Origin of the sequence: Niveispirillum sp., from assembly GCF_052437035.1 — a bacterium.
Lineage (GTDB): Bacteria > Pseudomonadota > Alphaproteobacteria > Azospirillales > Azospirillaceae > Niveispirillum.
The window spans coordinates 23,167-47,604 of the sequence record NZ_JBQVOH010000006.1; the positions used below are offsets into that span (position 1 = coordinate 23,167).

At 64.7% G+C, this 24,438-nt stretch carries 24 protein-coding genes; 9 read left to right on the top strand and 15 right to left on the bottom strand.

What is annotated here, in order from left to right:
- Positions 1 to 3: 3 nt before the first annotated feature.
- From ACT6Q8_RS15690 to ACT6Q8_RS15740, 11 genes are all read right to left on the bottom strand, one after another.
- Positions 4 to 1,122, bottom strand: a complete 1,119-nt coding sequence (locus ACT6Q8_RS15690; RefSeq protein WP_444732926.1) for a hypothetical protein — start codon at positions 1,120 to 1,122, stop codon at positions 4 to 6.
- A gap of 83 nt (positions 1,123 to 1,205) precedes the next feature.
- The gene (locus tag ACT6Q8_RS15695; protein ID WP_444732927.1) at positions 1,206 to 1,985 is read right to left on the bottom strand and encodes a DUF4198 domain-containing protein; all 780 of its coding nucleotides are present in this window, start codon (positions 1,983 to 1,985) and stop codon (positions 1,206 to 1,208) included.
- A gap of 85 nt (positions 1,986 to 2,070) precedes the next feature.
- Positions 2,071 to 3,513: a sulfite reductase subunit alpha gene (locus ACT6Q8_RS15700; protein ID WP_444732928.1), complete on the bottom strand. Its 1,443-nt coding sequence runs from the start codon at positions 3,511 to 3,513 to the stop codon at positions 2,071 to 2,073.
- Positions 3,513 to 4,532 (bottom strand): FAD:protein FMN transferase, encoded by a 1,020-nt coding sequence (locus ACT6Q8_RS15705; RefSeq protein WP_444732929.1) that lies wholly within the window; start codon positions 4,530 to 4,532, stop codon positions 3,513 to 3,515. Before ACT6Q8_RS15705 ends, ACT6Q8_RS15700 begins: the two co-directional genes overlap by 1 nt.
- Positions 4,533 to 4,646: 114 nt before the next feature.
- On the bottom strand, positions 4,647 to 5,462 hold the full coding sequence (locus ACT6Q8_RS15710) for a DUF4198 domain-containing protein (RefSeq protein WP_444732930.1): 816 nt from the start codon (positions 5,460 to 5,462) through the stop codon (positions 4,647 to 4,649).
- A 43-nt stretch (positions 5,463 to 5,505) separates the two neighbouring features.
- The gene (locus ACT6Q8_RS15715; RefSeq protein WP_054168406.1) at positions 5,506 to 6,015 is read right to left on the bottom strand and encodes a DUF2271 domain-containing protein; all 510 of its coding nucleotides are present in this window, start codon (positions 6,013 to 6,015) and stop codon (positions 5,506 to 5,508) included.
- Between the two features lie 18 nt (positions 6,016 to 6,033).
- Positions 6,034 to 6,651 carry a PepSY-associated TM helix domain-containing protein gene (locus ACT6Q8_RS15720; RefSeq protein ID WP_054168407.1) on the bottom strand — a complete coding sequence of 206 codons (618 nt, stop codon included), beginning with the start codon at positions 6,649 to 6,651 and terminating at the stop codon, positions 6,034 to 6,036.
- A gap of 131 nt (positions 6,652 to 6,782) precedes the next feature.
- On the bottom strand, positions 6,783 to 7,073 hold the full coding sequence (locus tag ACT6Q8_RS15725; RefSeq protein ID WP_444732931.1) for a helix-turn-helix domain-containing protein: 291 nt from the start codon (positions 7,071 to 7,073) through the stop codon (positions 6,783 to 6,785).
- 4 nt (positions 7,074 to 7,077) lie between these two features.
- Complete coding sequence (locus tag ACT6Q8_RS15730) at positions 7,078 to 7,467, bottom strand: type II toxin-antitoxin system RelE/ParE family toxin (RefSeq protein ID WP_444732932.1); 390 nt, start codon at positions 7,465 to 7,467, stop codon at positions 7,078 to 7,080.
- Positions 7,468 to 7,532: 65 nt separating this feature from the next.
- Positions 7,533 to 8,681 (bottom strand): M20 family metallopeptidase, encoded by a 1,149-nt coding sequence (locus tag ACT6Q8_RS15735; RefSeq protein ID WP_444732933.1) that lies wholly within the window; start codon positions 8,679 to 8,681, stop codon positions 7,533 to 7,535.
- Between the two features lie 118 nt (positions 8,682 to 8,799).
- Positions 8,800 to 10,062 carry a Zn-dependent hydrolase gene (locus ACT6Q8_RS15740; RefSeq protein WP_054168409.1) on the bottom strand — a complete coding sequence of 421 codons (1,263 nt, stop codon included), beginning with the start codon at positions 10,060 to 10,062 and terminating at the stop codon, positions 8,800 to 8,802.
- 150 nt (positions 10,063 to 10,212) lie between these two features.
- On the opposite strand from ACT6Q8_RS15740, the gene xdhA reads away from it, so the two are divergent.
- The 5 genes from xdhA (at position 10,213) to ACT6Q8_RS15765 (ending at position 16,019) form a co-directional block, all read left to right on the top strand.
- The gene (gene xdhA / locus ACT6Q8_RS15745; RefSeq protein ID WP_444732934.1) at positions 10,213 to 11,694 is read left to right on the top strand and encodes a xanthine dehydrogenase small subunit; all 1,482 of its coding nucleotides are present in this window, start codon (positions 10,213 to 10,215) and stop codon (positions 11,692 to 11,694) included.
- Complete coding sequence (xdhB, locus tag ACT6Q8_RS15750) at positions 11,691 to 14,021, top strand: xanthine dehydrogenase molybdopterin binding subunit (RefSeq protein ID WP_444732935.1); 2,331 nt, start codon at positions 11,691 to 11,693, stop codon at positions 14,019 to 14,021. The genes xdhA and xdhB overlap by 4 nt, the downstream gene beginning before the upstream one ends.
- Complete coding sequence (gene xdhC, locus ACT6Q8_RS15755) at positions 14,018 to 14,851, top strand: xanthine dehydrogenase accessory protein XdhC (protein WP_444732936.1); 834 nt, start codon at positions 14,018 to 14,020, stop codon at positions 14,849 to 14,851. The genes xdhB and xdhC overlap by 4 nt, the downstream gene beginning before the upstream one ends.
- A gap of 194 nt (positions 14,852 to 15,045) precedes the next feature.
- On the top strand, positions 15,046 to 15,432 hold the full coding sequence (locus tag ACT6Q8_RS15760) for a hypothetical protein (RefSeq protein ID WP_444732937.1): 387 nt from the start codon (positions 15,046 to 15,048) through the stop codon (positions 15,430 to 15,432).
- Between the two features lie 191 nt (positions 15,433 to 15,623).
- Complete coding sequence (locus ACT6Q8_RS15765) at positions 15,624 to 16,019, top strand: hypothetical protein (RefSeq protein WP_444732938.1); 396 nt, start codon at positions 15,624 to 15,626, stop codon at positions 16,017 to 16,019.
- Between the two features lie 71 nt (positions 16,020 to 16,090).
- Here ACT6Q8_RS15765 and ACT6Q8_RS15770 read toward each other — a convergent pair whose 3' ends face one another.
- Positions 16,091 to 17,053 carry an alpha/beta hydrolase gene (locus ACT6Q8_RS15770; RefSeq protein WP_444732939.1) on the bottom strand — a complete coding sequence of 321 codons (963 nt, stop codon included), beginning with the start codon at positions 17,051 to 17,053 and terminating at the stop codon, positions 16,091 to 16,093.
- 187 nt (positions 17,054 to 17,240) lie between these two features.
- Here ACT6Q8_RS15770 and ACT6Q8_RS15775 point away from each other — a divergent pair, with 187 nt between their 5' ends.
- On the top strand, positions 17,241 to 18,887 hold the full coding sequence (locus ACT6Q8_RS15775) for an alpha-glucosidase family protein (RefSeq protein WP_444732940.1): 1,647 nt from the start codon (positions 17,241 to 17,243) through the stop codon (positions 18,885 to 18,887).
- A gap of 98 nt (positions 18,888 to 18,985) precedes the next feature.
- Here the strand turns inward: ACT6Q8_RS15775 and ACT6Q8_RS15780 are convergent, their stop codons facing one another.
- Genes ACT6Q8_RS15780 through ACT6Q8_RS15790 form a run of 3 tightly spaced genes read right to left on the bottom strand, consistent with a single transcriptional unit; the run spans position 18,986 to position 21,587 of the window.
- Positions 18,986 to 19,885 (bottom strand): alpha/beta fold hydrolase, encoded by a 900-nt coding sequence (locus ACT6Q8_RS15780; protein WP_444732941.1) that lies wholly within the window; start codon positions 19,883 to 19,885, stop codon positions 18,986 to 18,988.
- A gap of 40 nt (positions 19,886 to 19,925) precedes the next feature.
- The gene (locus ACT6Q8_RS15785; RefSeq protein WP_054168419.1) at positions 19,926 to 20,921 is read right to left on the bottom strand and encodes an inorganic phosphate transporter; all 996 of its coding nucleotides are present in this window, start codon (positions 20,919 to 20,921) and stop codon (positions 19,926 to 19,928) included.
- A gap of 12 nt (positions 20,922 to 20,933) precedes the next feature.
- On the bottom strand, positions 20,934 to 21,587 hold the full coding sequence (locus tag ACT6Q8_RS15790; RefSeq protein WP_054168420.1) for a DUF47 domain-containing protein: 654 nt from the start codon (positions 21,585 to 21,587) through the stop codon (positions 20,934 to 20,936).
- A 199-nt stretch (positions 21,588 to 21,786) separates the two neighbouring features.
- Here ACT6Q8_RS15790 and ACT6Q8_RS15795 point away from each other — a divergent pair, with 199 nt between their 5' ends.
- The 3 genes from ACT6Q8_RS15795 to rutB all read left to right on the top strand — a co-directional run bounded on the left by ACT6Q8_RS15795 (position 21,787) and on the right by rutB (position 24,414).
- Positions 21,787 to 22,215, top strand: coding sequence for an NUDIX hydrolase (locus ACT6Q8_RS15795; protein WP_054168421.1), 429 nt, complete (start codon positions 21,787 to 21,789; stop codon positions 22,213 to 22,215).
- Between the two features lie 391 nt (positions 22,216 to 22,606).
- Positions 22,607 to 23,686 (top strand): pyrimidine utilization protein A, encoded by a 1,080-nt coding sequence (gene rutA, locus ACT6Q8_RS15800; protein WP_054168422.1) that lies wholly within the window; start codon positions 22,607 to 22,609, stop codon positions 23,684 to 23,686.
- A complete protein-coding gene (rutB, locus tag ACT6Q8_RS15805; RefSeq protein WP_054168423.1) occupies positions 23,683 to 24,414 on the top strand; it encodes a pyrimidine utilization protein B in 732 nt (243 codons plus the stop codon). The genes rutA and rutB overlap by 4 nt, the downstream gene beginning before the upstream one ends.
- Positions 24,415 to 24,438 lie beyond the last annotated feature (24 nt).

A 24,438-nucleotide genomic window follows, 5' to 3' on the forward strand; every position in this document is an offset into this window, starting at 1 on the left:
CCCTCACCCCACCGGGCGGTCGCGCTGTTCCACCAGCACCAGCCCCATGCCCAGACACGCCCGCAAGACGCCGGCATCACGCGGATGGATCGCCACGACCCGCCCTACCCCGAAGGTCCGCATCCAGTCGGGCAGCGGCGGCACCGCCCCCTCCCCGCCGATGCCCATCAGGTCCAGCTTCAGATAATCCACAGCTTCCAGCGGCAGATATCCCGGCTCCTCATGGCGCAGCGACAGATGGTCGATAGCGATCCGGCAATCCCACAGGCGCAGCGTGTCGATGGCCTCATTCAACCCCTCGGCGGTGAGGCCCGCACCGATGGCAGAGATTTCCACGATCAGGTTGCGGCGCTGGTCATAGGTCAGGTCGCGTACAAAATCCAGGAACAGCGGGTCCAGCACCGAACGCCATTGCAGGTTCATGCTGTGTGGGCTGTAAAGGCGTGATGGCTCATGCTGGAAATGCCGGATGGTGCGGCGGTCCAGGACGGGTGTGATCTGTTCCAGCAGCCAGGGGTCACGGCGCAGCGGCGTGCCCACGGCACGTTCCAGATGGTCCAGCGCCACCGTCACCTCGCCGAACTCCAGGTTCCACACGCCTGACGGCGTCCACCGCCAGACCGGGCTTTCCCGGACCAGCGATGACACATCTGCCCCGGCCAGCACCTGTTCATAGACGGCGAGCTTCTGCACACCGGCCAGTTGCTGATGCTCAACGGCACTCAGGGCCGGCGCCTCCGCCTCATCCTCTGCGTTTGCGGCCCCCACCGGCACCAGCCTTTTCAGCAGGGCCGACAGCCGCCCCGCCTCATGCGGCAGATGGTGGATGGAAAAGCGCGGCGCACCCATATGCTGCTCGGCGAAATCCGCCGCCACGGCCTTCAGCTTGGCGATGAAGGGATGGGCGTTGGTATCGGTGAACAGGAAGACCTGCGCATAGCGCCCGACATCCACAACTTCCGGCTGGAACTGTGCCGCGAAATTATCCAGCAGATGCACGATGGAATGCCGGAACAGCGGGTTCTCGGCATAGGGGACATCGCGCAGATCGACCAGCACAGCCGTCCCCCGACTGTCCCCCTCGGCCAGCAACCGCAGCAATCCGGCCGTACCCGTCAGCATTCATCCGCTCCCGATCTTGAAACCATGGTCAGAGTAGCAGATCAGATATCAGCGCGTGTATATGCCGAAGGTGGCGTTGCCTTTTACGACCCAACAGCAAAGGTCAGGGTGGCGCTGTGGCTCTTCACTGCCACCGGCCCGTCCGCCGCCTCCACCCGGTGCCGGGCCAGCAGCAGGAAGGTGCCGTCGTGCGGCAGGGCGATGCTGGCCTTGCCATCCTTGTCGGTCGCCACCGTCACGGCCTTGGCATCCTCCTCATCGGGCAGCTTGGGGCCTTGCAGGCTGATCGTCACGCCGGCCACCGGCTTGCCATCCAGCAGCAACCGCACCGGCAGCGCCCCGCCCGCATCCAGCCGGTTGGGATGGGCCATCGGCACAATCTCTAACCCCACCCCGGCGGGCACCAGCGCCTTGTCGCTGGCGGGACCCTTGCTGACATAGACATCTGACCGCGTGATGCTCTGTGCATCCGCCACCCGCGCCCCTGCCGGCGCCCCTTCGCGCTCGCGCACCGGCTCCCACTTGCCGGCCACCAGCGCCATCTTGCGCGTGGCCCCCGCGCGCAGACCCGTGGAAATGCGATAGGTACCGGCCTCCGGCAACTCCACCTCAAACACCGCCAGATCGCGCAGATAAGTGACGGTGGGCTTCACCTTCGCCCCCGCCGGCGTGACGACATGATATTCATCCGCCTTCATTACGATGTCGGGCGTGAACATCTCTTCGGTGAACGACGCCTCCACCGTCACATGATCGCGCTGCGGCGTGTTGAACAGATTGGGCAGCAGATAGCCGGTATGGGCTGCAGCGGGGCCGGTGAGGGCTAGCAGGGCAGCAAGATATCCGGCGGAAAGGATGCGCATCACGCTCTCCGGGCAATAGGGTTAAACTGGAAAACAGAATATGATATTAAGAATGATTTGCAAGTAAGATAAAGTGATATTCCCCTCAATAAACATCCCGGCAGTACCGCCGCGTCGCCGCCAGTTCCTCCAGCGTCTCGGCCCCCAGCAACTCGGTCAGAACGGCATGCACCCCGCCCGCCATGCCCTCCAGGCTGCCGCAGACATAGATCGCCGCTCCCTCCGCGACCCACGCCGCCACCTGATCCCCCGCTGCGGCCAGCAGATGCTGGACATAGAGCGGCTGTTCCCCATCGCGGGAAAATGCCAGATCCAGCCGGTCCAGAACCCCCGCCGCCCGCCATGCCGACAATTCGTCCGCAAACAGACTGTCATGCGCCGCCTTGCGTTCCCCGAACAACAGCCAGTTGCGCCCCCGCCCAGCCGCCGCCCGCGCCTTCAGATGCGCGCGCAGCCCCGCGATGCCGGTGCCATTGCCGATCAGGATCAAGGGTCGGTCATCGGGCGGCGGGTGGAACCCGGCATTGCGGCGCAGGCGCAGGCGCACCGTGCCGCCCGGCGCCGCATGCCGCGTCAGCCACCCCGACCCCAGGCCCAGCCGCCCATCCGGCCCCGTCACGCGCCGCACCACAAGGTCCAGCGTGCCATCGGCGGGCAGGCTGGCGATGGAATATTCGCGGTGAGGCAGCGGGTCATGGCCCCCCGGTAGGATGGTTTCCGACAGCCAGCGCGACAAAGGCCGCGTCACGCCGTCCCGCGTCTCCGCCCGCTCCCCACCCGCTGCGATCAGGGCGGCAGCCACGGCGTCGGGCGGGTTGCAGGGGCCGATCTCGGCAATGTCCCCGGCCTGCCAGTCCACCTGCCCGCCCGCCGGCGGCGTCAGGCGCAGGTGGAAAACCGGCCCGCCCGGACTGCCGGGATTCAGGTGCCGGCGCTCGCTCAACACCCAATCCTGATAATCCGGCGGGGTCCAGTCGGCCAGATGCACATGGCCGGCCATCTGGCCCAGATGATGCTGCCAATGGCGCAGCGCGCCGGCATCGCCATCATCCACCTCAACCAGATCGAACAGGGGCTGTGCCCCCTGCCGCCGCAGCCAGCCGTCAAGCGCATGCCCAAAGGCGCAGAAACCCGCATAATCCCGGTCGCCCAGCGCCAGCACACCATAGCGCAGGCCCGACAAAGCCGCCCCTGCTCCCATCACCTTGCGCACGAAGCCCGCCGCATGGTCGGGCGCGTCCCCCTCCCCCGTGGTGGACACGATAAACAGGGCGCGGTCCAGACCCGACAGGCGGACGGCATCCAACCGGTCAATGGCTTCCACCCAGGCCTTCTGCCCGGCATCCAGCAGACCGGCCACCGTCCGCCGGGCCAGTTCCTCGGCAAAGCCCGTCTGCGTGGCATAAGCGACCAGGATGCCCTCCCCCGCCGCCACCGGGCGGTTGCGGGCCGCATGCCGGCGAAAAATGACGGCGCAGAACAGGGCATAGGTCAGCAGGACCAGTGCCGCCAGCAGAGTGCGGTCCATCACCCTTCCTCCGCCAACGCGGCCAAGGCCGGGGTCATGATCTCCACCACGCCCGCCCCCACCCGCCGCACGAACAGGGCCATGATCCCCCGCGCCGCCGCCCAGTCGGGGCCTTCCTCCGGCCCCAGCACGGTCAGGGCAGTGGCCAGCGCGTCGGCCATCATACAGTCGGCATGCAGCACCGTAACGGCGGCCAGATCATCGGGCACCGGCCACCCCGTACGTGGGTCCAGCGAATGCGACAGGCGCCTTCCGTCGGGACCCGTCATGAACCGGTTGCTGTCCCCGCTGGTCGCGACAGACAGTCCATGCAGGGCGATACGCGTCAACCTGCCGCCCGGCCTGCCATCGCGGCCTGTGGCCCGGTCCACATCCACCCACCAGGGGGCCGCATCATGCCGGATGCCCCAGCCCCGCAACTCCCCGCCAATGTCGACCAGATAACTGACCACGCCCTGTTCCATCAGATATCGCGCCACGCAATCCACGGCATGGCCCTTGGCGATGGAGGAAAGGTCCAGGCGCAGGCCCCCCGGCTGCCACAGCCTTCCCGCATCGATACGGATATCGGCCCAGCACGGCCCCGACAGCAGGGCCGATATCCGTTCGTCGGGCGGCGGGCACGCCACCGGCCCCGGCGGACCAAAGCCCCAGGCATCGACCAACCCACCGATGGCCGGATCATAGGCACCCCCGCTATCCGCCGACAGCTGCCGCGCCGCCGACAGCACCGCGCACAGCGACGGATCAACCGGCACCCAGCCGCGCGGGCTGTCATTATACCGGCACAAGTCGCTGGCCCGGTCCCAATGGCTCATCACCGCCACCACCCGATCCAGGATGCCAACGATCCCTCGCCGCAGGACCAACGCCTCCGGCCCCGTCGGCGCGATCAGGGCGACCGACCAATAGGTGCCCATGGCCGTCCCCGACAGGCGCACCACAGGCGCATCCGCCGGCGGCAGCATGGCCTCTGGCGCGTCAAGGGGCAGGATCAGGCGCAGGGTGTTGGGTTTCATCGTGGATCGGCCAACTGGCACCGTCGCTCCCTCACCCTCCCACCCGCTGACGCGGGCGAGCCCCAAGCCGGAAGGCTTGGGAGGGTGAGGGCAACAAGCGCCGTTCAAAGCCCCTTACTGCGCCAGCACCTCGAACGTCGCGGTATAGCTGGCCGAGCGCTTGTTCGCCTGCGGCACGGTCGTCTTCTTGTCCTCGGTCTGGGCGGTCATCCAATACATGCCCGGCGTCGGCCAAGTGATGGTAAAGGCGCCGTCCTTGTCGGTCTTCACCTTCATCTCGCCCAGATCGTTGCGATAGCGGATGCCGCCGGGAATGACCGTGACCTCCACCTCCGATGCCGGCTTGCCATCCAGCAGCAGCTTGAAGCTGGCCTTCTCACCCGCGAACAGGTCGTTCGGATGGGTGACGGGCGACAGTTCCAGACCCTTGCCCGTGGGCTTCAGCACGGTTTCGGTGGGCTTGCCCGACGTGGCGAAGAATTCCAGGCGCCGCGCCCCTTCCGTCACCTGCAACTTCTCGGCATTGGCCGGCACTTCCTTGGCGAAGGTTTCCGCCGTACCGCGCCAGCGCTTGCGCTGCCCATTCTCTTCCCAACTGGCCATGATGCCGCCGCTGGCCAAAGCCACCTTATAGGTGCCGGGCTGCGTCAGATGGACATCGAAAGTGCTGCGATACTTACCCGTCGCCTGGTTCTCCGCGGTACCGACCGACCCATCCGGGTTGGTGACGGTCAGACCGTCCAAGCGCAGCGGCACATGTTCAAAATAGAACAGGTCGTTGGACACGGCGGCATCGACCGTGATCCACGGGTCCTGACCCGACAGGACGGTGGCAGACGGCAGCATCCATTGCCGATGCGCCGCCGCCGGACCGGCGATGGAGATGGCAAGCGTCAGCGCCAGCGTGGCGCGGGTCAGCAGCGACTTCATGGGGAAAACTCCTTGATCCATCGATTAACAAAATTGGGGGCTTTTAACCCTTAACCTCGACCGCAACACGGCCCAGCTCCGTCTCGCCCTTGGCCTCTGCCTTCACAGGCTTGCCGTTCCAATCAAACGGCACGCGGATCAGCTCGCGCCCGCCCACCTCGCGCGCGGCCTCAACCACCAGCGCATAGGAACCGGGCTTCAACCCGTTCAAGGGCGCCTTGGCACCGTCCCAGGTCAGGCGGTTTTCGCCCACGGGCAGGGTTGGGGCCGACACGCCATCGACCGGCATGGTCAGGTCGCGGCCCGACCGGCGCCACCATTGGCGCATATCCTTCAGCCACTTGGTCCCCTCATTGTCGCGCATCTTCACGTCATAGCGGACGGTCAGGTTGGCGACGAATTGCTGGTCGGGCGTTTCGATCCAGGCCGCGACATAGGGGCGGTGATATTCCGCCACCTCCAGCTTGGGGATCTCCACCGTCACGGCCAATTCGCCCGCCATGGCGGGGGTGACGGCCAGACCGGTCATTGAGAGCGACAGAAGCGTGCGCATCGGTTCATTCCTGAAAGATCAGTGGATAAGAAGGATCAGCAACAGCATGGGCGCCACCAGCCCCAGCCCAACCAAGGGCCAGGTGCTGGGCCGCTTGCCCGCATGCAGATGCAGAAGGAAAAGCCCGGTGATGCAGAAGATCAGACAGGCGACGGCGAAGATATCCAGGAACCAGGACCACACAGTCCCCGTCCCCCGCCCCTTGTGCAGATCATTGAGGTAGGAAACCCAGCCTCGGTCCGTCACCTCATGCAGGACGGCGCCGTCTTCGCGGGCGATGGTGGCCCAGCCATCGCCGCCGGGGCGCGGCAGGGCGATATACAGCTCATCGTCGGACCATTCCGGCACACCGGCGGACACATCCACGCCCATCTCGGCGGCAAACCAATCAACGATGGCCGCCGGCACCGGCCCCTGCCCCACCGACAGTGCGGCGCGCAGCCCCTCAGGCAGTGCCGCTTCCTTGGTCACCGTCGTGGGCTTGGCCTCGACATGGCGGGCATTGTTCAGCGTGATACCGGTAATGGCGAACAGCAGCATGCCGATCAGGCACAGGGCCGAGCTGACCCAATGCCATTGGTGCAGATGCTTCAACCAGAAGGACCGCCGCCCCTGCTGCTCCACCCCCGCCGCCATAACTCACATCACCCGCGATTGATAATGGCTCGCAAATAAGCACGAGTGCGAGTTATTCGCAATAGCGAAGCTGGGGGCAGGCTATGCGGTTTTGGGATGAAGGGTTTGGCGGGGTGGGGCGTAGGTTGGGTTCAGGCGACGGCGGACAAACCCCGTCGCGCGACCAGGGACAGCAATTTCAAAGATGCACCCTGCGGATGTCGTTCTCCGCGCTCCCACTGGCTGACCAAGCCGGTGGTTACGTTCAGATAGCGGGCAAAGACAGCCTGACTGGCCCCTTCCCGTTCGCGCAAGGCCTTGATCTCGTCCGGTGACAGCGGCTGCACAGGCGTCAGACAGGCCTCATCGAACTGCCGCATGGTCTGCTTGTCGATCAGACCAGCCCCATGCAAACCCTCGGCGGTTTCGTGAATGGAAGCCATCACGTCACTGCGATATTGCTTCGGCATCCTGCGAAATCTCCACAAATGTCCCAGACCGCACCGCGGCCTCCAACCTTTCATCCTCAAGGCCCAGCACCTGTTGAGCCAGTACCTTGAACATATCCACTTCGTCTTTGCGGATATTGCCCAGATCATTCTTGGCAAACCCATGGACGAAAAACGCCCGGCTACCAATTCTTAACAGGATGATGGTACGGAACCCGCCGGATTTACCCGCACCAGGACGGGCAATCCGCTGCTTGATCACGCCGCCGCCAAGGTCAGCATCAACCAAACCAAGCGATGCCCGCTCGACCGCATCCGTCAGATCAGCATCGGAAATGCCGGCCTTCCTGGCAAAGCGGGTGAAGGGCTTGTTCCTGAATATCCGCACATCGACCCATTATTGGTCAAATCCGCCTCACTATAACACTCTGCATTATAATATTCCACACGCTCCTACCCCACCCCCAGCACCCTCTCCACCACCCCCTCAAGGATCGCCGTCGCCGCGACCAGCTCGTCCAGCGGCACATATTCGTTGGCCTTGTGGCCTTGCCAGCCGGCACCCGGCCCGAAATTGACGATCTCGATCCCGTCATCGGCGAAGTAGCGGCCATCGCTGGCCCCGGTATCTTTCAGGAACCGGGCCGGTGCGCCCGTCACCCCCTCGATGGCGGCACAGAGAGCGCTGACCAGCGGTCCGTCATGCGGCGCGCGGAATCCGTTGGTACCGGTCAGCAGACGGCAGGACAGGTGGTCTGCCTCCGGATGCGCCGTCACCAGCGCCTCGATCTCCGCAAACGCCTCGACGATCTTTTCCTCTGGCAGCAGGCGGCGGTCGATTTCCACGCGCGCAAGGTTGGGCACGACATTGGTATTCTCGCCGCCGCGGAAGATGCCGATATTCATGGTCGATTGCTGCTCGCCCACGCGGCGATCCCGCAATCGTTCGGCCATGACCCCATCAATATGGGTCATCACCCGCATCAGGCGTAGGATGGCATTGTCGCCCGCCGCCGGGTTGCCGGCATGGGCCGACCGCCCCCGCGCCGTCACCTCCACCCACATCACCCCGCGTTCCGCCGTGATCAGCTGGTTTTCGGTCTGCGTGCCGACCACCAGCATGTCGGGCTTCACCGCGCCGATCTCGCGCAGGTAAAATGCCCCGTCCGGCCCCAGATTTTCCTCATCCCCGCAAAAGGTGAACACGATCTTGCCGCGCGCCGGCCCCCCACGCTGCGCCACCTGTTCAGCCAGCCACAGCTGTGCCGCCATCGACCCTTTGCAGTTGCCGGCCCCCAGCCCATGCACACGGCCCTCGATCAGGGTGGCCACCAGCGGTTCCGTCTCCCACATGGCACGCTCTCCAATGCCCACCGTGTCGGCATGGGCATTGAACATCAGGGTTGGGCCGGGCGCTGCCCCTGCCCACTCCGCCACCACATTGGCAATCTGTGGCCGGTCACGATGCAGCACCTGCACCTGATACCCCACCTTTTCCAACCGGTCGGCGGCATAGGCGCAAATCGCCGCCGTATCGCCGGGCGGAAAGGTGCTGGGGATAGCAATCAGGTCGGACAGGATAGAAAGGACGGGATGGGTCATGGGAAGGGCCTGAGACCTTAATTCTTCGTAGGTCGCATAAGCGCCAGCGCATGCGACATTGAGATGGATTTTCCGGGCGTCGCATGCGGGCCATCGGCCCTTATGCGACCTACGCCCCCTACCCCGCCAGCCGCGCCAACGTTTCCGCCAGCACCGCCGCCCCCGCATGGCAATGTTCGGGCGACGCATATTCCACCTCATTATGGCTGATCCCATCCTTGCAAGGGATGAAGATCATGCCCGTGGGGCAGCGGGGCGCCATGAACTTGGCATCATGATTGGCGCCCGACGGCATGTCGCGGTTGGCATAGCCCAGGCCCAACGCCGCCCCTCGCACGGCATCCACCACGGAAGGATCGAAATCCACCGGCGCCGTCGTGCTGGTCTCCTTCACCACCACCGCGCACGGGGCGGCCAGGGAATAGAGCAGCGGGGCCACCTTATCCCCCCGCTCCGTCACCAGTTCGGCGTCGGGATGGCGGAAATCGATGGTGAAGATCACCTTGCCGGGCACGGTGTTGGGCGATCCGGGCAGCACCTCGAACCGGCCAAAGGTGCAGCGGATGATATCGTCCGGATCATGCATCAATTCGTTCAGGGCATTGACCATTTTCAGCGCCGTCTGAAACGCATCCTTGCGGGCACCGTGGGGCGTTGTGCCGGCATGCGCCTCCTGGCCCGTCACCTCCACCTGGAACCAGCGGCTACCCTGGATGCCCTGCACCACGCCGATGGTTTTGCCTTCCGCCTCCAGGCGCGGCCCCTGCTCGATATGCGCCTCGACATAGGCGGCGGCCGGCGACCCGAAATCCCGCACCGGCATGGCGGGCGCCAGCGACAGCGTCTCGGCCAGGGCATCGCGCACGCTCACCCCCTTCGCGTCGGTGCAGGACAGCACCATCTCCAGATCCATCTTGCCCGCAAACAGGGCCGATCCCATGCAATAGGGCTGGAAGCGGGAGCCTTCCTCATTGGTCCAGGCCACCACCTCCACCGGGTGCCGGGTCACCGCACCCGCATCCTCCAGCGCCTCCAGCACCTCGAACCCCGCCAGCACGCCATAGACGCCGTCATAGCGTCCGCCCGTCGGCTGGCTGTCCAGATGGCTGCCCGTCATCACGGGCGGCAGGGTGGGGTCGCTGCCCTCGCGCCGCACATAAAGGTTGCCGATGCCATCCGTGGACACCGCAAACCCCCGCGCCGTGGCCCAGCTTGTCAGCAGGGCGCGGGCCAGCCCATCCTCCCGGCTTAGCGCTTGTCGATTGACGCCCCCCTTCTCCGTCGCCCCGATCTTCGCCATATCGGCCAGCCTTTGCGCCAGGCGATCCTGGCTGACATGGGCTGCGATGGAACCGAAGGACCGGTTGCTGGGATGGGTCATGCGCGGAAATCCCTGTTCATGTTCGATTGTTTCAAGGGGACGTTTCCGCCCCAGAACAAAATGTTGCACCGCATCATTGTTCTGTAAAGCGACTTGACAGGGGGCGTTTCCTGTTCTGCCATGCTTTCTTTTGGAACGAACTGGTAGACCATGGCCGATTGCGTCCGCTTCGTGCACCAAGGACAGGTGGTGACCCTGTCCGACGTCCCGCCCACCCGCACCGTGCTGGATTACCTGCGCGAGGATCGGGGGCGGCGCGGCACCAAGGAAGGCTGTAACGAGGGGGATTGCGGTGCCTGCACCATCGTGCTCGGCACCCGTGTCGGCGTGCTGGGCATGGCGGAGGCGGAAAGCATTCAGTACCGCGCCGTCAATGCCTGCATCCTGTTCGTCACGGCCCTGGACGGCAAGGAGCTGGTCACCGTGGAGGATCTGTCCTCCTCGGACGGCACGCTCCACCCCATCCAGCAGGCGATGGTGGACCATCATGGCAGCCAGTGCGGTTTCTGCACGCCCGGCTTCGTGATGTCCCTGTTCGCGCTTTATCACACCGACGCTAACCCCGACCGAACCCGTATCGACGCTGCCCTGGCGGGCAATCTCTGCCGTTGCACCGGCTATCGCCCCATTGTCGACGCCGCCCGCGCCATGGGCCGCGCGCCCGATACTTATACCGCCCAAATGACAGAAACCCTGGCTTTGCTGCGCAGCATCGGGCGCAGCGAAACCCTGTCTCATCATGGCGGCGCGGCCTTCGCCCCCGCCACGTCCGACCAACTGGCCGACCTGCTCCTAGCCCACCCGGACGCCACGATCGTGGCCGGCGGCACCGATGTCGGGCTGTGGGTGACCAAGCAGATGCGCGATCTGGGCACGATCATCCATATTGGCGGCATCCGCGATCTGGCCGCTATCACCCACGCCAACGGCCAGATCACCATCGGCGCCGCCGCCACCGTGACCGACGCGGCAGAGATTCTGGCCCCGCTCTACCCCGACCTGGGCGACCTGTTCCGCCGCTATGGCTCTGAACAGGTGCGCAATTCCGCCACGCTGGGCGGCAACATCGCCAATGGCTCCCCCATCGGCGACAGCATGCCGGCCCTGATCGCCCTGGGTGCCACCCTGGTCCTACGGCGCGGTGGCGTGACGCGCGAGATGCCGCTGGAAGATTTCTTCCTTTCCTATCGCAAGACCGCGTTGCAGCCGGGCGAATTCGTGGCCGCCATCCGCGTGCCCGAACCCAGCGCCGACCGCCTGTTCGCCTGCTACAAAATCTCCAAACGCTTTGATCAGGATATTTCCGCCATCATGGCCGGCTTCGGCCTGACCCTGTCGGACGGCATTGTGACGGAGGCCCGGCTGGCCTTCGGCGGCATGGCCGGCACACCAAGGCGGGCCGGCACCGCAGAGGCCACCCTGATCGGCCGCCCCTTCGACGCCGCCGCCGCCAAGGCCGCCGCCGCCGCCCTGCCCCAGGATTTCCAGCCCCTGACCGACATGCGCGCCAGTGCTGAATACCGGCTGGTCGCCGCCGGCAACCTGATCTTGAAATGGCAGATGGAGCAGGCCCTGCCCCCCACCGCCACCCGCGTTCCCGCCTTCGCCCGCGCCATCGGGGGTGCCGCATGAGCGCCCGTCCCCCGCGCAGCCCCGCCGCTGTCCCCTTCCCCGCCGCACACCAACCGATCCGCCATGACAGTGCGCCGCTGCATGTGGCCGGCACCGCGCGCTATGTCGATGACATGCCGGAACCGCCGGGCCTGCTGCATGTGGCGCTGGGGCAAAGCGCCAAGGCCCATGCCCGTATTCTGTCCATGGACCTGTCCGCCGTGCGGGCCTATCCCGGCGTCGTCGCCGTCCTGACATCCGTCGACATTCCGGGCGTCAACGACGTCGGGCCGGTGGTGGCAGATGACCCGATCTTCGCCGAAAATCTGGTTGAATATGTCGGGCAGAGCCTGTTTGCGGTGGCCGCCACCACCCGCATCGCCGCCCGCGCCGCCGCAAGGCTGGCCAAGGTGACCTATGAGGAACTGCCGGCGGTGATCAGTATCGCCGACGCCCGCGCCGCCGACAGCCACATCCTGCCGCCCAAGCGTGTGGAACGCGGTGATCCGCTGGGCACGCTGTCGACATCCCCGCACCGCATGTCGGGTCACCTCGCCATGGGCGGCCAGGATCATTTCTACCTGGAGGGCCAGATTTCCATGGCTATTCCGGGGGAGGATGGCGACATGCACATCCTCTGCTCCACCCAGCACCCGTCAGAGGTGCAGCATCTGGTGGCCCGCGCCCTGGGCCGGCCCGACAATCATGTCGTGGTGGAGGTACGGCGCATGGGCGGCGGTTTCGGGGGCAAGGAAACCCAGGCCAGCCTGTTTGCAGCCGTCGCCGCCCTGGTCGCCGACCGCACGGGCCGCCCGGCCAAGCTGCGCCTGGACCGCGACGACGACATGGTGATGACAGGCAAGCGTCATGATTTCGAGGTCGCCTATGATGTCGGCTTTGACGCCGATGGCCGCATCCTGGCCCTCGACCTCACCCTGGAAAGCCGTTGCGGCATGTCGACGGACCTGTCGGGTGCAATCAATGACCGCGCCATCTTCCATGCCGACAATTGCTATTACCTGCCCAACATCCGCATCACGTCGTACCGCTACAAGACGCACACCGTCTCCAACACGGCCTTTCGCGGCTTCGGCGGGCCGCAGGGGATGCTGGCGATTGAAGGCGTGGTCGATGATATCGCCCATCATCTGGGCCTGGACCCCCTGGCGGTCCGCCGTGCCAATCTCTATGGCGGGCCGGGCCGTGACCTGACGCCCTATGGCATGAAGGTGGAGGATTTCATCGCCGACAGCCTGCTGGATCGGCTGTCCACCACCGCGCAGTATCAGGCCCGCCGCACCGCCATCGCCGCCTTCAACGCCGCCAGCCCCGTGCTGAAGCGCGGCATCGCGCTGACGCCGGTAAAGTTCGGCATCTCCTTCACTACATCGTTCCTTAATCAGGCCGGCGCCCTGATCCAGGTCTACACCGACGGTTCGGTGCTGCTGAACCATGGCGGCACGGAGATGGGCCAGGGGCTTTACACCAAGGTGGCGCAGGTGGTTGCCGATGTGTTCGGCATCGGGCTGGACCGGGTGCGCATCACATCCACCCGCACCGACAAGGTGCCCAACACATCCGCCACCGCCGCGTCCGCCGGGGCCGATTTGAACGGCATGGCCAGTTTCAATGCCGCGCGCGCAATCCGCGACCGGCTGTCCGCCTTCATCGCCGCCCGCTGGGGTGTGGAGCCGACCACCCTGTCCTTCGCCCATGGCAAGGTGACGGCGGGCCACCATGCCATGGCCTTTGATGATCTGGTGCGTCAGGCCTATCTGGCCCGCGTCTCGCTGTCGGCCACCGGCTTCTACGCCACGCCGAAGATCGATGTGGACAAGGAGACCCTAATTGGCCGCCCCTTCTATTATTTCGCCTATGGCGCCGCCGTGTCAGAGGTGGTGATCGACACGCTGACGGGTGAGACCAAGCTTCTGGCCGTCGATATCCTGCATGATTGCGGCTCCTCGCTGAACCCCGTGCTGGACCGGGGGCAGGTGGAAGGCGCCTATGTGCAGGGCATGGGCTGGCTGACCATGGAGGAACTGGTGTTCGATGCGGCGGGCCGCCTGCGCACGCACGCGCCCAGCACCTATAAGATCCCCGGCTGCGGCGACATCCCCGACCATTTCAAGGTCGACCTGCTGAACCAGCCCAATGTTGAGGACACGATCCACCGCTCCAAGGCCGTGGGGGAGCCGCCCTTCATGCTGGCCATCTCCGCCTATCACGCCATCAAGGCCGCCGTGGGGGCGGCGGGCGGCAGCGGCCCGGTGAAGCTGGACGCGCCCGCCACGCCCGAACGCGTCCTGATGGCCGTGCGGGCCCGCCAATCGGGGGCCGTCGCATGAATATGGACTGGATCACGGCCCTGGCCGATTGTCAGCGGGAGGGCCGGCCCAGCGTGCTGGTCACGGTAACGGAGGTTGCGGGTTCCGCCCCCCGCGCCGCCGGCACCAAGATGCTGGTCACCGCCGACGCGCTGCACGGCACAATCGGCGGCGGCGCACTGGAGTTTACGGCCATTGAGACGGCCCGTGCCCTACTGGACGGGCATGTAACGGAATTACGCACACAATCGTATCCCCTTGGCCCCGCCCTGGGCCAATGCTGTGGCGGGCGCGTCACCCTGCTGTTCGAACCGCTGCTGCCCCCGCACCTGCGCATCGCCCTGTTCGGTGCCGGGCATGTGGCCAAGGCGCTGGCCGCCATTCTGGGCACACTGCCGGCCCGCGTCACCTGGATCGACAATCGCCCCGACCTGTTCCCCGACGTAACGCCCGCCAATGTCACGGCCCAGATGTTGGAGGAACCGGAAGCGGCGCTGACCCGGGGGTACAGCCACATCCTGATCATGACCCATGATCACGCGCTGGATTACCGCCTTGTAAAATCAGCGCTCTGCCTGCCCGGCCAGCCCTTCGTGGGGGTCATCGGATCGGATACGAAACGCGCGCGATTCGCCTCCCGCCTGCGGGCCGACGGGCTGGACCCCGACCGCCTCACCTGCCCCATCGGGGTCGCGGGCCTCACCGGCAAGCATCCAGGCGAAATCGCGGTGGCCGTGGCCGCACAATTGCTCAGCCTGCCCACCCCCGCCGCCATCCCGGCACCAAGTGATTTTGTTAGCGATAACAATTGCCTGGGCTGCGCCACGCCCTGCGGCGATGCCTTGCCATGAGAATTTGTGAATTAATAAAATGATTTTCATTTGTTTACGCATAGCTAAATACCTGTGCGTAGTGAAATTACCGACATATGCTTGATCTTATAAACGAACCGCCGGCCCACGGGACTGGCGGCACTGTCGGGGGAAGCGAGCGAACAAGGCAACCATGACGGCATGTCCTGCCGTCCGGCTTTGTGAGGATCGCGATGAAGAACCTGTTTTCCGCCTTGATCCTTTCCACCCTTGCCCTGGCCATCACCGGCCCCGCCCTTGCCGATATCACGGGCCTGAACGCCGCCTGTGGCGGCCTGCCCACCGCCCCCTCCGTCACCCAGGGTGACAGCGCCGATGAAACGGCCATGCGTGCCTATGGCGCCGGCATGCGTGACTATACGGCCCGCCTGATGACCTATCTCACCTGCCTGGACAATCATCCGGCCAGCAGCGCCGACATGGCGTCGGCCAGTTACCGGCGCGAGGTGATCAGCCATCGTCAGCAGGTGGTGGATCAGTTGGAAAAAACCGTCACCCGCTTCAACGCCGAACTGAAGACTTTCAAGTCGCGGCAGGCCCAGGTGGCGGCTGTTCCGTGAACCCATGCAGCACGCGCATGACAGATTCCTGTGTCAGCGGTGTCATTAACGATCTTTCCCTCTTTCGCTGCACCGCAACCGCTTTATACTGCACCGCACAAGAACACGGTACCGGCCCGATCCGGACCATTGAAGGGAGCGAACGTACAAGGCCCGAAACGTCGGTGGCATCCCGCCCCGGTTCCAGCTTTGTGAGTATCGCTATGAAAAAGCTCTATTCCGCTCTGATCCTCTCCGCCCTGGCCCTGCTGGCTGCTGGTCAGTCCCAGGCCGCTCACCCCGCGCTGAAGCGCCTCTGCGGTGAGGCTCCGGCCTCCCCGCAGCTGATCGAAGGCACGACCGCCACCCGCGACAGCATGGTGCAGGTCGCCGGCTCCGTCCGCGGCTTCGCGGACCAGTCGCTGAACTACCTGTCCTGCCTGGACAGCCAGCCGGCCTCCACCTCCTACATGGCGCAGCCGTCCTTCCGGGCCCAGCTGTCCGCCTATCGCGATCAGGTGGCCGACCGTCTGGAAGAAACCGTGAACGCCTACAATGCCGAACTGCGCGACTTCAAGGCGCAGCAGGCCCAGGTGGCACAGAAGTAAGGACCGGCACCGACCGTTGGTCCTGACAAAAGGGCGGGTGGCAACACCCGCCCTTTTTTGTTTTGGCCCCCTCACACCCCCAGCAGGAACCGCAGCGGCACCTCCACGCGCTTGCGCCACGCCACCTCATTATGCGGTTCGCCCTCATACAGCGTCGTCACCCAATCCTTGCCCTGGACATAGCCCAGGCCCGGCATGAAGGCGTCCACCTTGGCCTGAAACGGCGGATAGAAACTGTCCAGCTCGGCATTGCCCAGGTCGAAATAGATCCGGTTCCCGCCGGCGCGCAGCAGGTTGGCTTTCACCCAAGCGATGAACGTATCGGCGATGGTCACCATCCGCGCGTCACCCGTCCTGATCCAATCGAAATTGGTGACGCTGGGCCAATGGGTTGAAACACACCCCGCCGCCCCGAACACCGCCGGATAGCGGATCAGGGCGTAAAGCGAGATCAGGCCGCCCATGCTGGACCCCATGATGGCCGTATCCGCCGGGCCGGACCGCGTGCGGTATGTCGCGTCGATGAAGGGCTTCAACTCCTTCACCAGGAAATCGACATAGCCATCGGACAGGGCCGGCCCGCCCGACCCCTTCTCATAATCAGCCCGAATATCCGCCGGCACCGTCTCATAGGGCGCCTGGGGCAGATATTCCCGGCTGCGATATTTGGTGTTCCACACCCCCACCACGATGGCGGGCTTCACGGCCCCCTCGCCCAACAGGCGCGCCATGGCCTCATCCACACCCCATTCCCCGAACGGGGTGGAGGCCGGGTCGAACAGGTTCTGGCCATCATGCATATAAAGCACGCTGAAACTCTGCGTGCCCCCCTCATACCCCGGCGGCAGCCAGACATCGACACGGCGCGGCGCCGTCAGCGCGCTGGGGAACAGGTCGTACCGCCACAGGCTGCCCGCCGATACCGGCACCGGTACGGGCTTCGGCACAACCCCACCGGCGGCCAGCACCGGCAGCGGCAGAAACGGCAGGGACAGCGCCCCCAGCAGGGCGCGGCGGCTGGGCTGAAACATCATGGCGGTCCTCCGTTAACCTTATCGTTGCCCCCAGGATCACCGCTTTCTCCCCCACGCCAACCGTAAATACGTATGCGTCGCAGCGCAGCATGAAGGCGCATACGTATGCGCCCCATACCCGTCTGACGCTGCCGATTTTACGATAGGGGCAACAGAACAAGCGTTGAGTGCCGGGGGGAGTTCGATCATGAGTGTGACGGCAAACATGGTTCGCGCCGACGGAGCGGCGGGGCCTGACCAGGGTGTCGTGCACCCCTGGTGGCGGGGTGCTGTCATCTATCAGATCTATCCGCGCAGCTTCGCCGACAGCAATGGCGACGGCATCGGCGACCTGAAGGGCCTGCTGGCCCATCTGGACCATGTGGCAAGCCTGGGCGCCGACGCCATCTGGATCTCGCCCTTCTTCAAGTCACCCATGGATGATTTCGGATACGATATATCCGATCATTGCGATGTCGATCCGATTTTCGGGACGATGGCGGACTGTGATGCGGTCATCGCGCGGGCGCACGCGCTGGGCCTGAAGGTCATCATCGATCAGGTCTATTCCCACACCTCCATCGAACATCCCTGGTTTCAGGAAAGCCGGCAGAACCGCACCAACCAAAAGGCCGACTGGTTCGTCTGGCAGGATGCGAAGCCCGATGGCACGCCGCCCAACAACTGGCAATCGGTGTTTGGCGGCCCGGCCTGGACCTGGGATGCCCGGCGCCGCCAATATTACATGCATAATTTCCTGTCCAGCCAGCCGGACCTGAACCTGCATAACCCTGAGGTGCAGGAAGCCATCAAGGGCGTGGCCCGGTTCTGGATGGACAAGGGCGTGGATGGTCTGCGCGTCGATGCCGCCAACTTCTTCATGCATGACCGGGAATTGCGCGACAATCCCATCAACCCGGAAGCCACCGCGCCCAAGCGCCCCTATGAGTTCCAGCGGCAGGTCCATAATATCTCGCAGCCCGAGAATCTGGGCTTCATCGAGGATCTGCGCACCCTGTTGGACAGTTACCCCGACCGTTTCATGGTGGCGGAGATGGGGGAGGCGCCGTTCGACATGGTGGCCGACTACACGCTGCCCGGCAAACGCTGCCATTCCGCCTATAATTTCTCCTTCCTCTATCACAAGCAGTTGGATGCCGGTGTGCCGCGCCGGGTGATCGGCGGCTGGAATCAGGCGTCGGGCGGGGCCTGGCCCTCCTGGACCTTCTCCAACCATGACGCACCCCGCGCCGTTTCCCGCTGGGGCGGGGATGTGCCGCCGCCGGCACTGGCCCGCTGCCTGAATACCCTGTTGGTGTCGCTGCCCGGCTCCGTCTTCCTTTATTACGGGGAAGAACTGGGCCTGCCACAGGCGCGGGTGGCGTTTGAGGATCTGGTCGATCCTGAAGCCATCGCCAACTGGCCCCACACATTGGGCCGCGACGGTGCCCGCACGCCCATGCCCTGGTCCAAGGACGCGCCCCATGCCGGCTTCTCCACGGCCAAGCCCTGGCTGCCCGTGGACAAGAACCACCTGCCGCTGGCCGTGGACGTGCAAACGGGCGATCCCGACAGCACCCTGTCGGTGACAAAGCGGCTCTTGGCCCGCCGCCGTGCCGAACCGGCCCTGCGCTGGGGCGACATCCGCTTCCGCCCGCCCGCCGATCCGGTGCTGGCCTTTGAACGCATCCACGCCGATGGCGACGTGCTGGTGGTGATCAACCTCTCCGCCGAACCCGCCGCGCACGGCCTGATCGATGCTGCCAACTGGGTGCCTGTGGAAAGCGTTAACGGTGCCGAACTGTCATCCGGCACGCTGCCTGCCTATGGCGCGGTCATCGCACGGCGGGGGTAGCGGCGAAGAAGTTTTAGCCCCTCGCTCACGAACGTGGGAGAGGGAGGGGCCCAAGCCGGAAGGCTTGGGAGGGTGAGGGCAACTCCGCCGGCGCCCCCCTACCGCCGCAACCGATCCCGTATCTCCGCCTGGATCACGGGCCAGGCGCCTGATTGTGGGTCGATCAGCTCGAAATGTCCGGCACCATCAATCTCCAGCTCCCGCAGCCCCGGCCCCAGGGCCTTGGCGCCATAGGCCTGAGCGAAGGTTGGCGGCACGATGATGTCGCGCGTCCCGGAAACCAGCGTGAGAGACAGGCTTTTCGCCGGCGCCTCGCCCGGTGAGGTATCGGCAAAGGCCGCCTCCCCTCGCGTGGCGGCCCCGATCAGCTTGTCCACCGTTTCCGGCCCACCACAGGCTGCCGGCCCCCGCGCGCGGTAATCGCGCAGATCGACGATGCCGGCCAGCGACACTACCCCCGTCACAGGCAAGGCGTCCGCCTTGTATAGCGGGCTGCCCTTGGGCAGCAGCGCGCGCCCGGCGGCCCAGACGGCCAGATGCCCGCCCGCCGAATGCCCCGCGACGGCGACCCGCGTCAGGTCCAGCTTGTGTGGCCCGGCCAGGGTGCGGACCTGCTCCATGGCCGCCGACACATCCTGGAAGGTTCCGGGATAGCCGCCGCCGGCCTGCCCCAGCCGGCGATATTCAATATTCCACACAGCGATGCCAGCATCCGAAAGCGCCTTGGCCATCGGGTTCATCAATTCGAACGCCGGCACATCGCCCAACCAGCAACCGCCATGGATCAACACCAGCACCGGATGCGGTCCCGCCCCCGCCGGCAGCCACAGATCCCCAAATTGCTGCGCATCCTTGCCATAGGCCACCCGTACCCCGCCCGTCACCTTGGGCCGGGCCTGCAGGTCCTTGTATGTGAGGACCGGCGGCGGGTCGGCGGCCAGGGCTGGCACGGATAACAAGAGGGCGGAAACGGCAAGGGCAGGAAGCAGACGCACCATGGACGGCACCCTATGATGGATACCGCCCATGGTGACCCGCTTAAAACACCCGCGTCAACCAGTAGAAGCCAGCGCCCACGGCGGCGGCGGCCGGCATGGTCAGGACCCAGGCCACCAGAATGCCCTGCGCCAGACCCCAGCGCACGGACGAGGCCCGCTGTGCCGACCCGACGCCGACGATGGCGCCGGTGATAGTATGGGTGGTGGAGACGGGAACGCCCAGATATGTGGCCGTGAACAGGGTGATGGCGCCCGCCGTCTCGGCACAGCTGCCATGGACGGGCTTCAGTTCCGTCAGGCGCGACCCCATGGTCTTCACGATCTTCCAGCCGCCGAACAGCGTGCCCAGCCCCATGCAGAACTGGCAGGAGATGACCACCCAGAACGGCACATGGAACCCGTCAGGCATATAGCCCTGGCTGAACAGCAGCACGGCGATGATGCCCATGGTCTTCTGCGCGTCATTGCCGCCATGGCCCAGGCTGTAGAGCGAGGCCGAGACGATCTGCACGCTGCGGAATACCTTATCCACCTTGAACGGGGAGAAGCGGCGGAATATCCAGGAGACGATGATCATCAGGGTGATGGCCAGCACGAAGCCGACGGTGGGCGAAATCACGATGGCCACTGCCGTCTTGATCAGGCCCGAACCGACCACCCCGAACCCTGCCTTGGCGACGCCCGCCCCGACCAGACCGCCCACCAGCGCGTGGGAGGAGGAGGAAGGGATGCCGCCCAGCCAGGTGACGATGTTCCAGATGATGGCGCCCATCAGGGCCGCGAAGATCACCGAGGCATCAATGATGCTGGCATCGACAATGCCCTTGCCGATGGTGTTGGCCACATGCGTGCCGAAAAAGATGAAGGCGATGAAGTTGAAGAAGGCCGCCATGATGACGGCGTTGCGCGGCGACAGCACGCGCGTCGAGACCACCGTCGCGATGGAATTGGCCGCATCATGCAGGCCGTTCAAAAAATCGAAGGCCAGCGCCAGGGCGATCAGGCCGATCAGGATCGGCAGGGAGATCAGTTCCATGGGAGGCGCCGATCAGACATTATCGACGATGATGCTGTCGACGATGTCGGCGACATCCTCGCCCGCGTCCAGCACGGCTTCCATCAGTTCCAGGATCTCGCGGATCAGCGCCTGGCGATAGGTGATGGGGGCATCCAGACCGCCGCTTTCCTGACGCAGGCGGGCCTTGGCGGCGCGCAGGATCTTGTCGCTGTCGCTCTCCAGTTCGGAAATCTCGCGCGTCATGCGGGTCATTTCCGCGACATGGCGGGGAATGTCGCGCAGCTTGGGCAGGCATTCCGGCAGGATGGCGGCACAGCGCACGATCAGGTCGGAAAGCGCATGCATCTCGGCCGTATATTCCATCGGGCCGGCTTCCGTCATGTGCCGGGCCACGTCCTGGATCAGGTCGATGATGTCGTCCATGCGCTTGGCCAGATCCTGGATGTCGGACCGGTCGAAGGGCACGATGAAGGAACGGTGGACAGCCGCCTGGATCTCCTTGGTGATCTTATCGGCATCGTTCTCCGCCTGATGGATACGCTGGAACCGCATCTCCAGCTGGTCACCATTCTTGACCAGATCACGCAGCGCCTCGGCGGCGACGAGAATCAGACGGGCATGGTCGGTGAAATGGTCGAAAAACCGTTCTTCGCGGGGCATCATGGCCCGGAACAGGCTCAGCATCTTCTATCCCGATAACGCAATCGCAGGGGCACTGCCGGCCTTCACGCCGCAGTCTGGCCCCCATGTAGCATTGAATGGCCCGTCTCTGTAATGTTAATGTCACAAAACGGTCATGTTGAGCCAAGATACTGGGTGATTATCCGTCGCACTAAGAACGGATAGCTATTCAGGCAGTTCGTTCAGGGTGTAGAAGCAATAAATGGGTGATCGTAAAAACACAGTCCAGCATGCGGCCCTGCCGTTCCGCATGACCGAAACCGGCCCGCAGATTCTTCTGGTCACCTCGCGTGAGACGCGGCGGTGGATCATCCCCAAGGGCTGGTCGAAGAAGAATGTCGAACCGCATGAGATGGCGGCCATCGAAGCGTTCGAGGAAGCGGGCGTGCGCGGCAAGGTGAAGAAGAAGGCCGTGGGCGAATACCGCTATGACAAGCGGCTGGACGATGGCAGCACCATCACCTGCGACGTATCGGTCTTCCCCCTGGAAGTGTCCACCGAACTCCCCGACTGGCCCGAACGCACCCAACGCGACCGCCGCTGGTTCCCCCCCGCCGAAGCCGCCATGGTGATCAGCGAGCCGGGACTGGTGGATATTTTCCAGAAACTGGCGGTGAAGTGGGAGGATTGAGCTGTTTTCGGTTAGGTCATCTCATCCCATCTCGTCATCCCGGCGAAAGCCGGGACCCAGGGGCCAAGTGCCCAATCTATCGGCGGCGGCGATAACGGCGACCTAAACGGCTATTCCTCTGGCCCCTTGGTCCCGGCTTTCGCCGGGATGACGAAGGAAACAGCGTTTCGGTTTTACTCTGACACCGCCCCAAACCACCCGCCCAATTTCCCGCCACTTGCCGCTTTTCCTGGCACCCTTGCCGCAACAGGCGTAGCATCTCCCCAGACCGGTCACGCGCCACGACCGGGCTTTGCCTTGATTTCCGCCGTTCACACGCCCTTGGCACGGAACCTCGAAGCTGATCGGCTTTCCCACGTTTCGACCCAAGGTCACTTTCAGGGGAGGCAGGATGGAGATCGGTATATTCATTCCCATCGGGAATAATGGCTGGCTGCTGTCGGAGAACGCACCGCAATACAAGCCCAGCTTCGATCTGAACAAACAGATCACCCAATCGGCGGAAAAGCACGGTCTGGATTTCGTGCTGTCGATGATCAAGCTGCGCGGCTTCGGCGGCAAGACCGAATTCTGGGACCATAATCTGGAAAGTTTCACCCTGATGTCGGGTCTGGCCGCCGTGACCAGCCGCATCAAGATCTACGCCACCGCCGCGACCCTCGTCATGCCGCCCGCCATCGTGGCCCGCATGGCATCCACCATCGACAGCATCTCCGGCGGGCGCTTCGGCGTGAACCTCGTCACCGGTTGGCAGCGGCCAGAATATTCACAGATGGGTTTGTGGCCGGGGGACGAGCATTTTGCCAACCGCTACGACTATCTGGCCGAATATGCCACCATCCTGCGCGAGCTGTGGGCCAATGGCCGTAGCGACCTGAAGGGCAAATATTTCCAGATGGATGATTGCCGCCTGTCGCCGCGTCCGCAGGCCGATGTGAAGCTGATCTGTGCCGGGTCGTCCAATGCTGGCATGGCCTTTTCCGCGCAATATGCCGACTATAATTTCTGCTTCGGCATGGGGGTGAACACGCCTACCGCCTTCGCCCCCACCGTGGACCGAATGCGGGTGGCCGCGGAAAAGACGGGGCGCGACGTCTCCTCCTACGTCCTGTTCATGATCATCGCGGATGAGACGGACGAGGCGGCGCGGGCCAAGTGGGAGCATTACAAGGAAGGCGCCGATCAGGAGGCGATATCCTGGCTGGGCGTACAGGGGGCCGCCGACACCAAATCCGGGTCCGACACCAATGTCCGCCAGATGGCCGACCCCGTCTCCGCCGTAAACATCAACATGGGCACGCTGGTCGGGTCCTATGAAACCGTGGCCCGCATGCTGGACGAGGTGCCGACGGTCCCCGGCACGGGTGGCGTGCTGCTGACCTTTGATGATTTCGTGAAGGGGGTGGAAGATTTCGGTACCCGCATCCAGCCCCTGATGAAATGCCGTCAGCATATCAAGGGGCCGGCATGAGCAGCGCCGGCTACGAACCACCCAAACCCCGCGCACAATCCGTCACCCTGCCCGCCCGCCCGGAACCGATCCGCCTGAACCCGGCGGAAACCGCCGTCATCGTCGTGGATATGCAGAATGCCTATTCCACGCCCGGCGGCTATGTCGATCTGGCCGGGTTCGACATTTCCGGCGCGCGCGGCACCATCGCCAATATCAAGCGCACGCTGGATGCCGCTCGCGCGGCGGGCGTCCTGGTCGTCTATTTCCAAAACGGCTGGGACCCGGACTATGTGGAGGCGGGGGGACCCGGCTCCCCCAACTGGCACAAATCCAACGCCCTGAAAACCATGCGGGCAAGGCCCGAACTCCAGGGCCAGTTGCTGGCCAAAGGCACCTGGGATTACGCGATTGTGGAGGAGTTGCAGCCGCAGAAGGGCGATATCCTGATCCCCAAGACCCGCTATAGCGGCTTTTTCAACACCAATGTCGACAGCGTCCTTCGGGCACGCGGCATCCGCAATCTGGTCTTTGTCGGCATCGCCACCAATGTCTGCGTGGAAAGCTCGCTGCGCGATGCCTTCCACCTGGAATATTTCGGGGTGATGCTGGAGGACGCGACCCATCATTTGGGGCCTGACTTCATCCAGAAGGCGACCGTCTATAATGTCGAGAAATTCTTCGGCTGGGTCGCCACTGTCGATGATTTCTGCGGCACCATCTCCCAGGCCGCCCCCCTGTCCGAATAACACACCAACAAACAGGAGCAGCAA

Excerpts from the sequence above, each read along its gene's own strand:
- ACT6Q8_RS15690 (WP_444732926.1), bottom strand. The coding sequence starts at position 1,122 with ATGCTGACGGGTACGGCCGGATTGCTGCGGTTGCTGGCCGAGGGGGAC.
- ACT6Q8_RS15695 (WP_444732927.1), bottom strand. The coding sequence starts at position 1,985 with ATGCGCATCCTTTCCGCCGGATATCTTGCTGCCCTGCTAGCCCTCACC.
- ACT6Q8_RS15700 (WP_444732928.1), bottom strand. The coding sequence starts at position 3,513 with ATGGACCGCACTCTGCTGGCGGCACTGGTCCTGCTGACCTATGCCCTG.
- ACT6Q8_RS15705 (WP_444732929.1), bottom strand. The coding sequence starts at position 4,532 with ATGAAACCCAACACCCTGCGCCTGATCCTGCCCCTTGACGCGCCAGAG.
- ACT6Q8_RS15710 (WP_444732930.1), bottom strand. The coding sequence starts at position 5,462 with ATGAAGTCGCTGCTGACCCGCGCCACGCTGGCGCTGACGCTTGCCATC.
- ACT6Q8_RS15715 (WP_054168406.1), bottom strand. The coding sequence starts at position 6,015 with ATGCGCACGCTTCTGTCGCTCTCAATGACCGGTCTGGCCGTCACCCCC.
- ACT6Q8_RS15720 (WP_054168407.1), bottom strand. The coding sequence starts at position 6,651 with ATGGCGGCGGGGGTGGAGCAGCAGGGGCGGCGGTCCTTCTGGTTGAAG.
- ACT6Q8_RS15725 (WP_444732931.1), bottom strand. The coding sequence starts at position 7,073 with ATGGCTTCCATTCACGAAACCGCCGAGGGTTTGCATGGGGCTGGTCTG.
- ACT6Q8_RS15735 (WP_444732933.1), bottom strand. The coding sequence starts at position 8,681 with ATGACCCATCCCGTCCTTTCTATCCTGTCCGACCTGATTGCTATCCCC.
- ACT6Q8_RS15740 (WP_054168409.1), bottom strand. The coding sequence starts at position 10,062 with ATGACCCATCCCAGCAACCGGTCCTTCGGTTCCATCGCAGCCCATGTC.
- xdhA (WP_444732934.1), top strand. The coding sequence starts at position 10,213 with ATGGCCGATTGCGTCCGCTTCGTGCACCAAGGACAGGTGGTGACCCTG.
- xdhB (WP_444732935.1), top strand. The coding sequence starts at position 11,691 with ATGAGCGCCCGTCCCCCGCGCAGCCCCGCCGCTGTCCCCTTCCCCGCC.
- xdhC (WP_444732936.1), top strand. The coding sequence starts at position 14,018 with ATGAATATGGACTGGATCACGGCCCTGGCCGATTGTCAGCGGGAGGGC.
- ACT6Q8_RS15760 (WP_444732937.1), top strand. The coding sequence starts at position 15,046 with ATGAAGAACCTGTTTTCCGCCTTGATCCTTTCCACCCTTGCCCTGGCC.
- ACT6Q8_RS15770 (WP_444732939.1), bottom strand. The coding sequence starts at position 17,053 with ATGATGTTTCAGCCCAGCCGCCGCGCCCTGCTGGGGGCGCTGTCCCTG.
- ACT6Q8_RS15775 (WP_444732940.1), top strand. The coding sequence starts at position 17,241 with ATGAGTGTGACGGCAAACATGGTTCGCGCCGACGGAGCGGCGGGGCCT.
- ACT6Q8_RS15780 (WP_444732941.1), bottom strand. The coding sequence starts at position 19,885 with ATGGTGCGTCTGCTTCCTGCCCTTGCCGTTTCCGCCCTCTTGTTATCC.
- ACT6Q8_RS15785 (WP_054168419.1), bottom strand. The coding sequence starts at position 20,921 with ATGGAACTGATCTCCCTGCCGATCCTGATCGGCCTGATCGCCCTGGCG.
- ACT6Q8_RS15790 (WP_054168420.1), bottom strand. The coding sequence starts at position 21,587 with ATGCTGAGCCTGTTCCGGGCCATGATGCCCCGCGAAGAACGGTTTTTC.
- ACT6Q8_RS15795 (WP_054168421.1), top strand. The coding sequence starts at position 21,787 with ATGGGTGATCGTAAAAACACAGTCCAGCATGCGGCCCTGCCGTTCCGC.
- rutA (WP_054168422.1), top strand. The coding sequence starts at position 22,607 with ATGGAGATCGGTATATTCATTCCCATCGGGAATAATGGCTGGCTGCTG.
- rutB (WP_054168423.1), top strand. The coding sequence starts at position 23,683 with ATGAGCAGCGCCGGCTACGAACCACCCAAACCCCGCGCACAATCCGTC.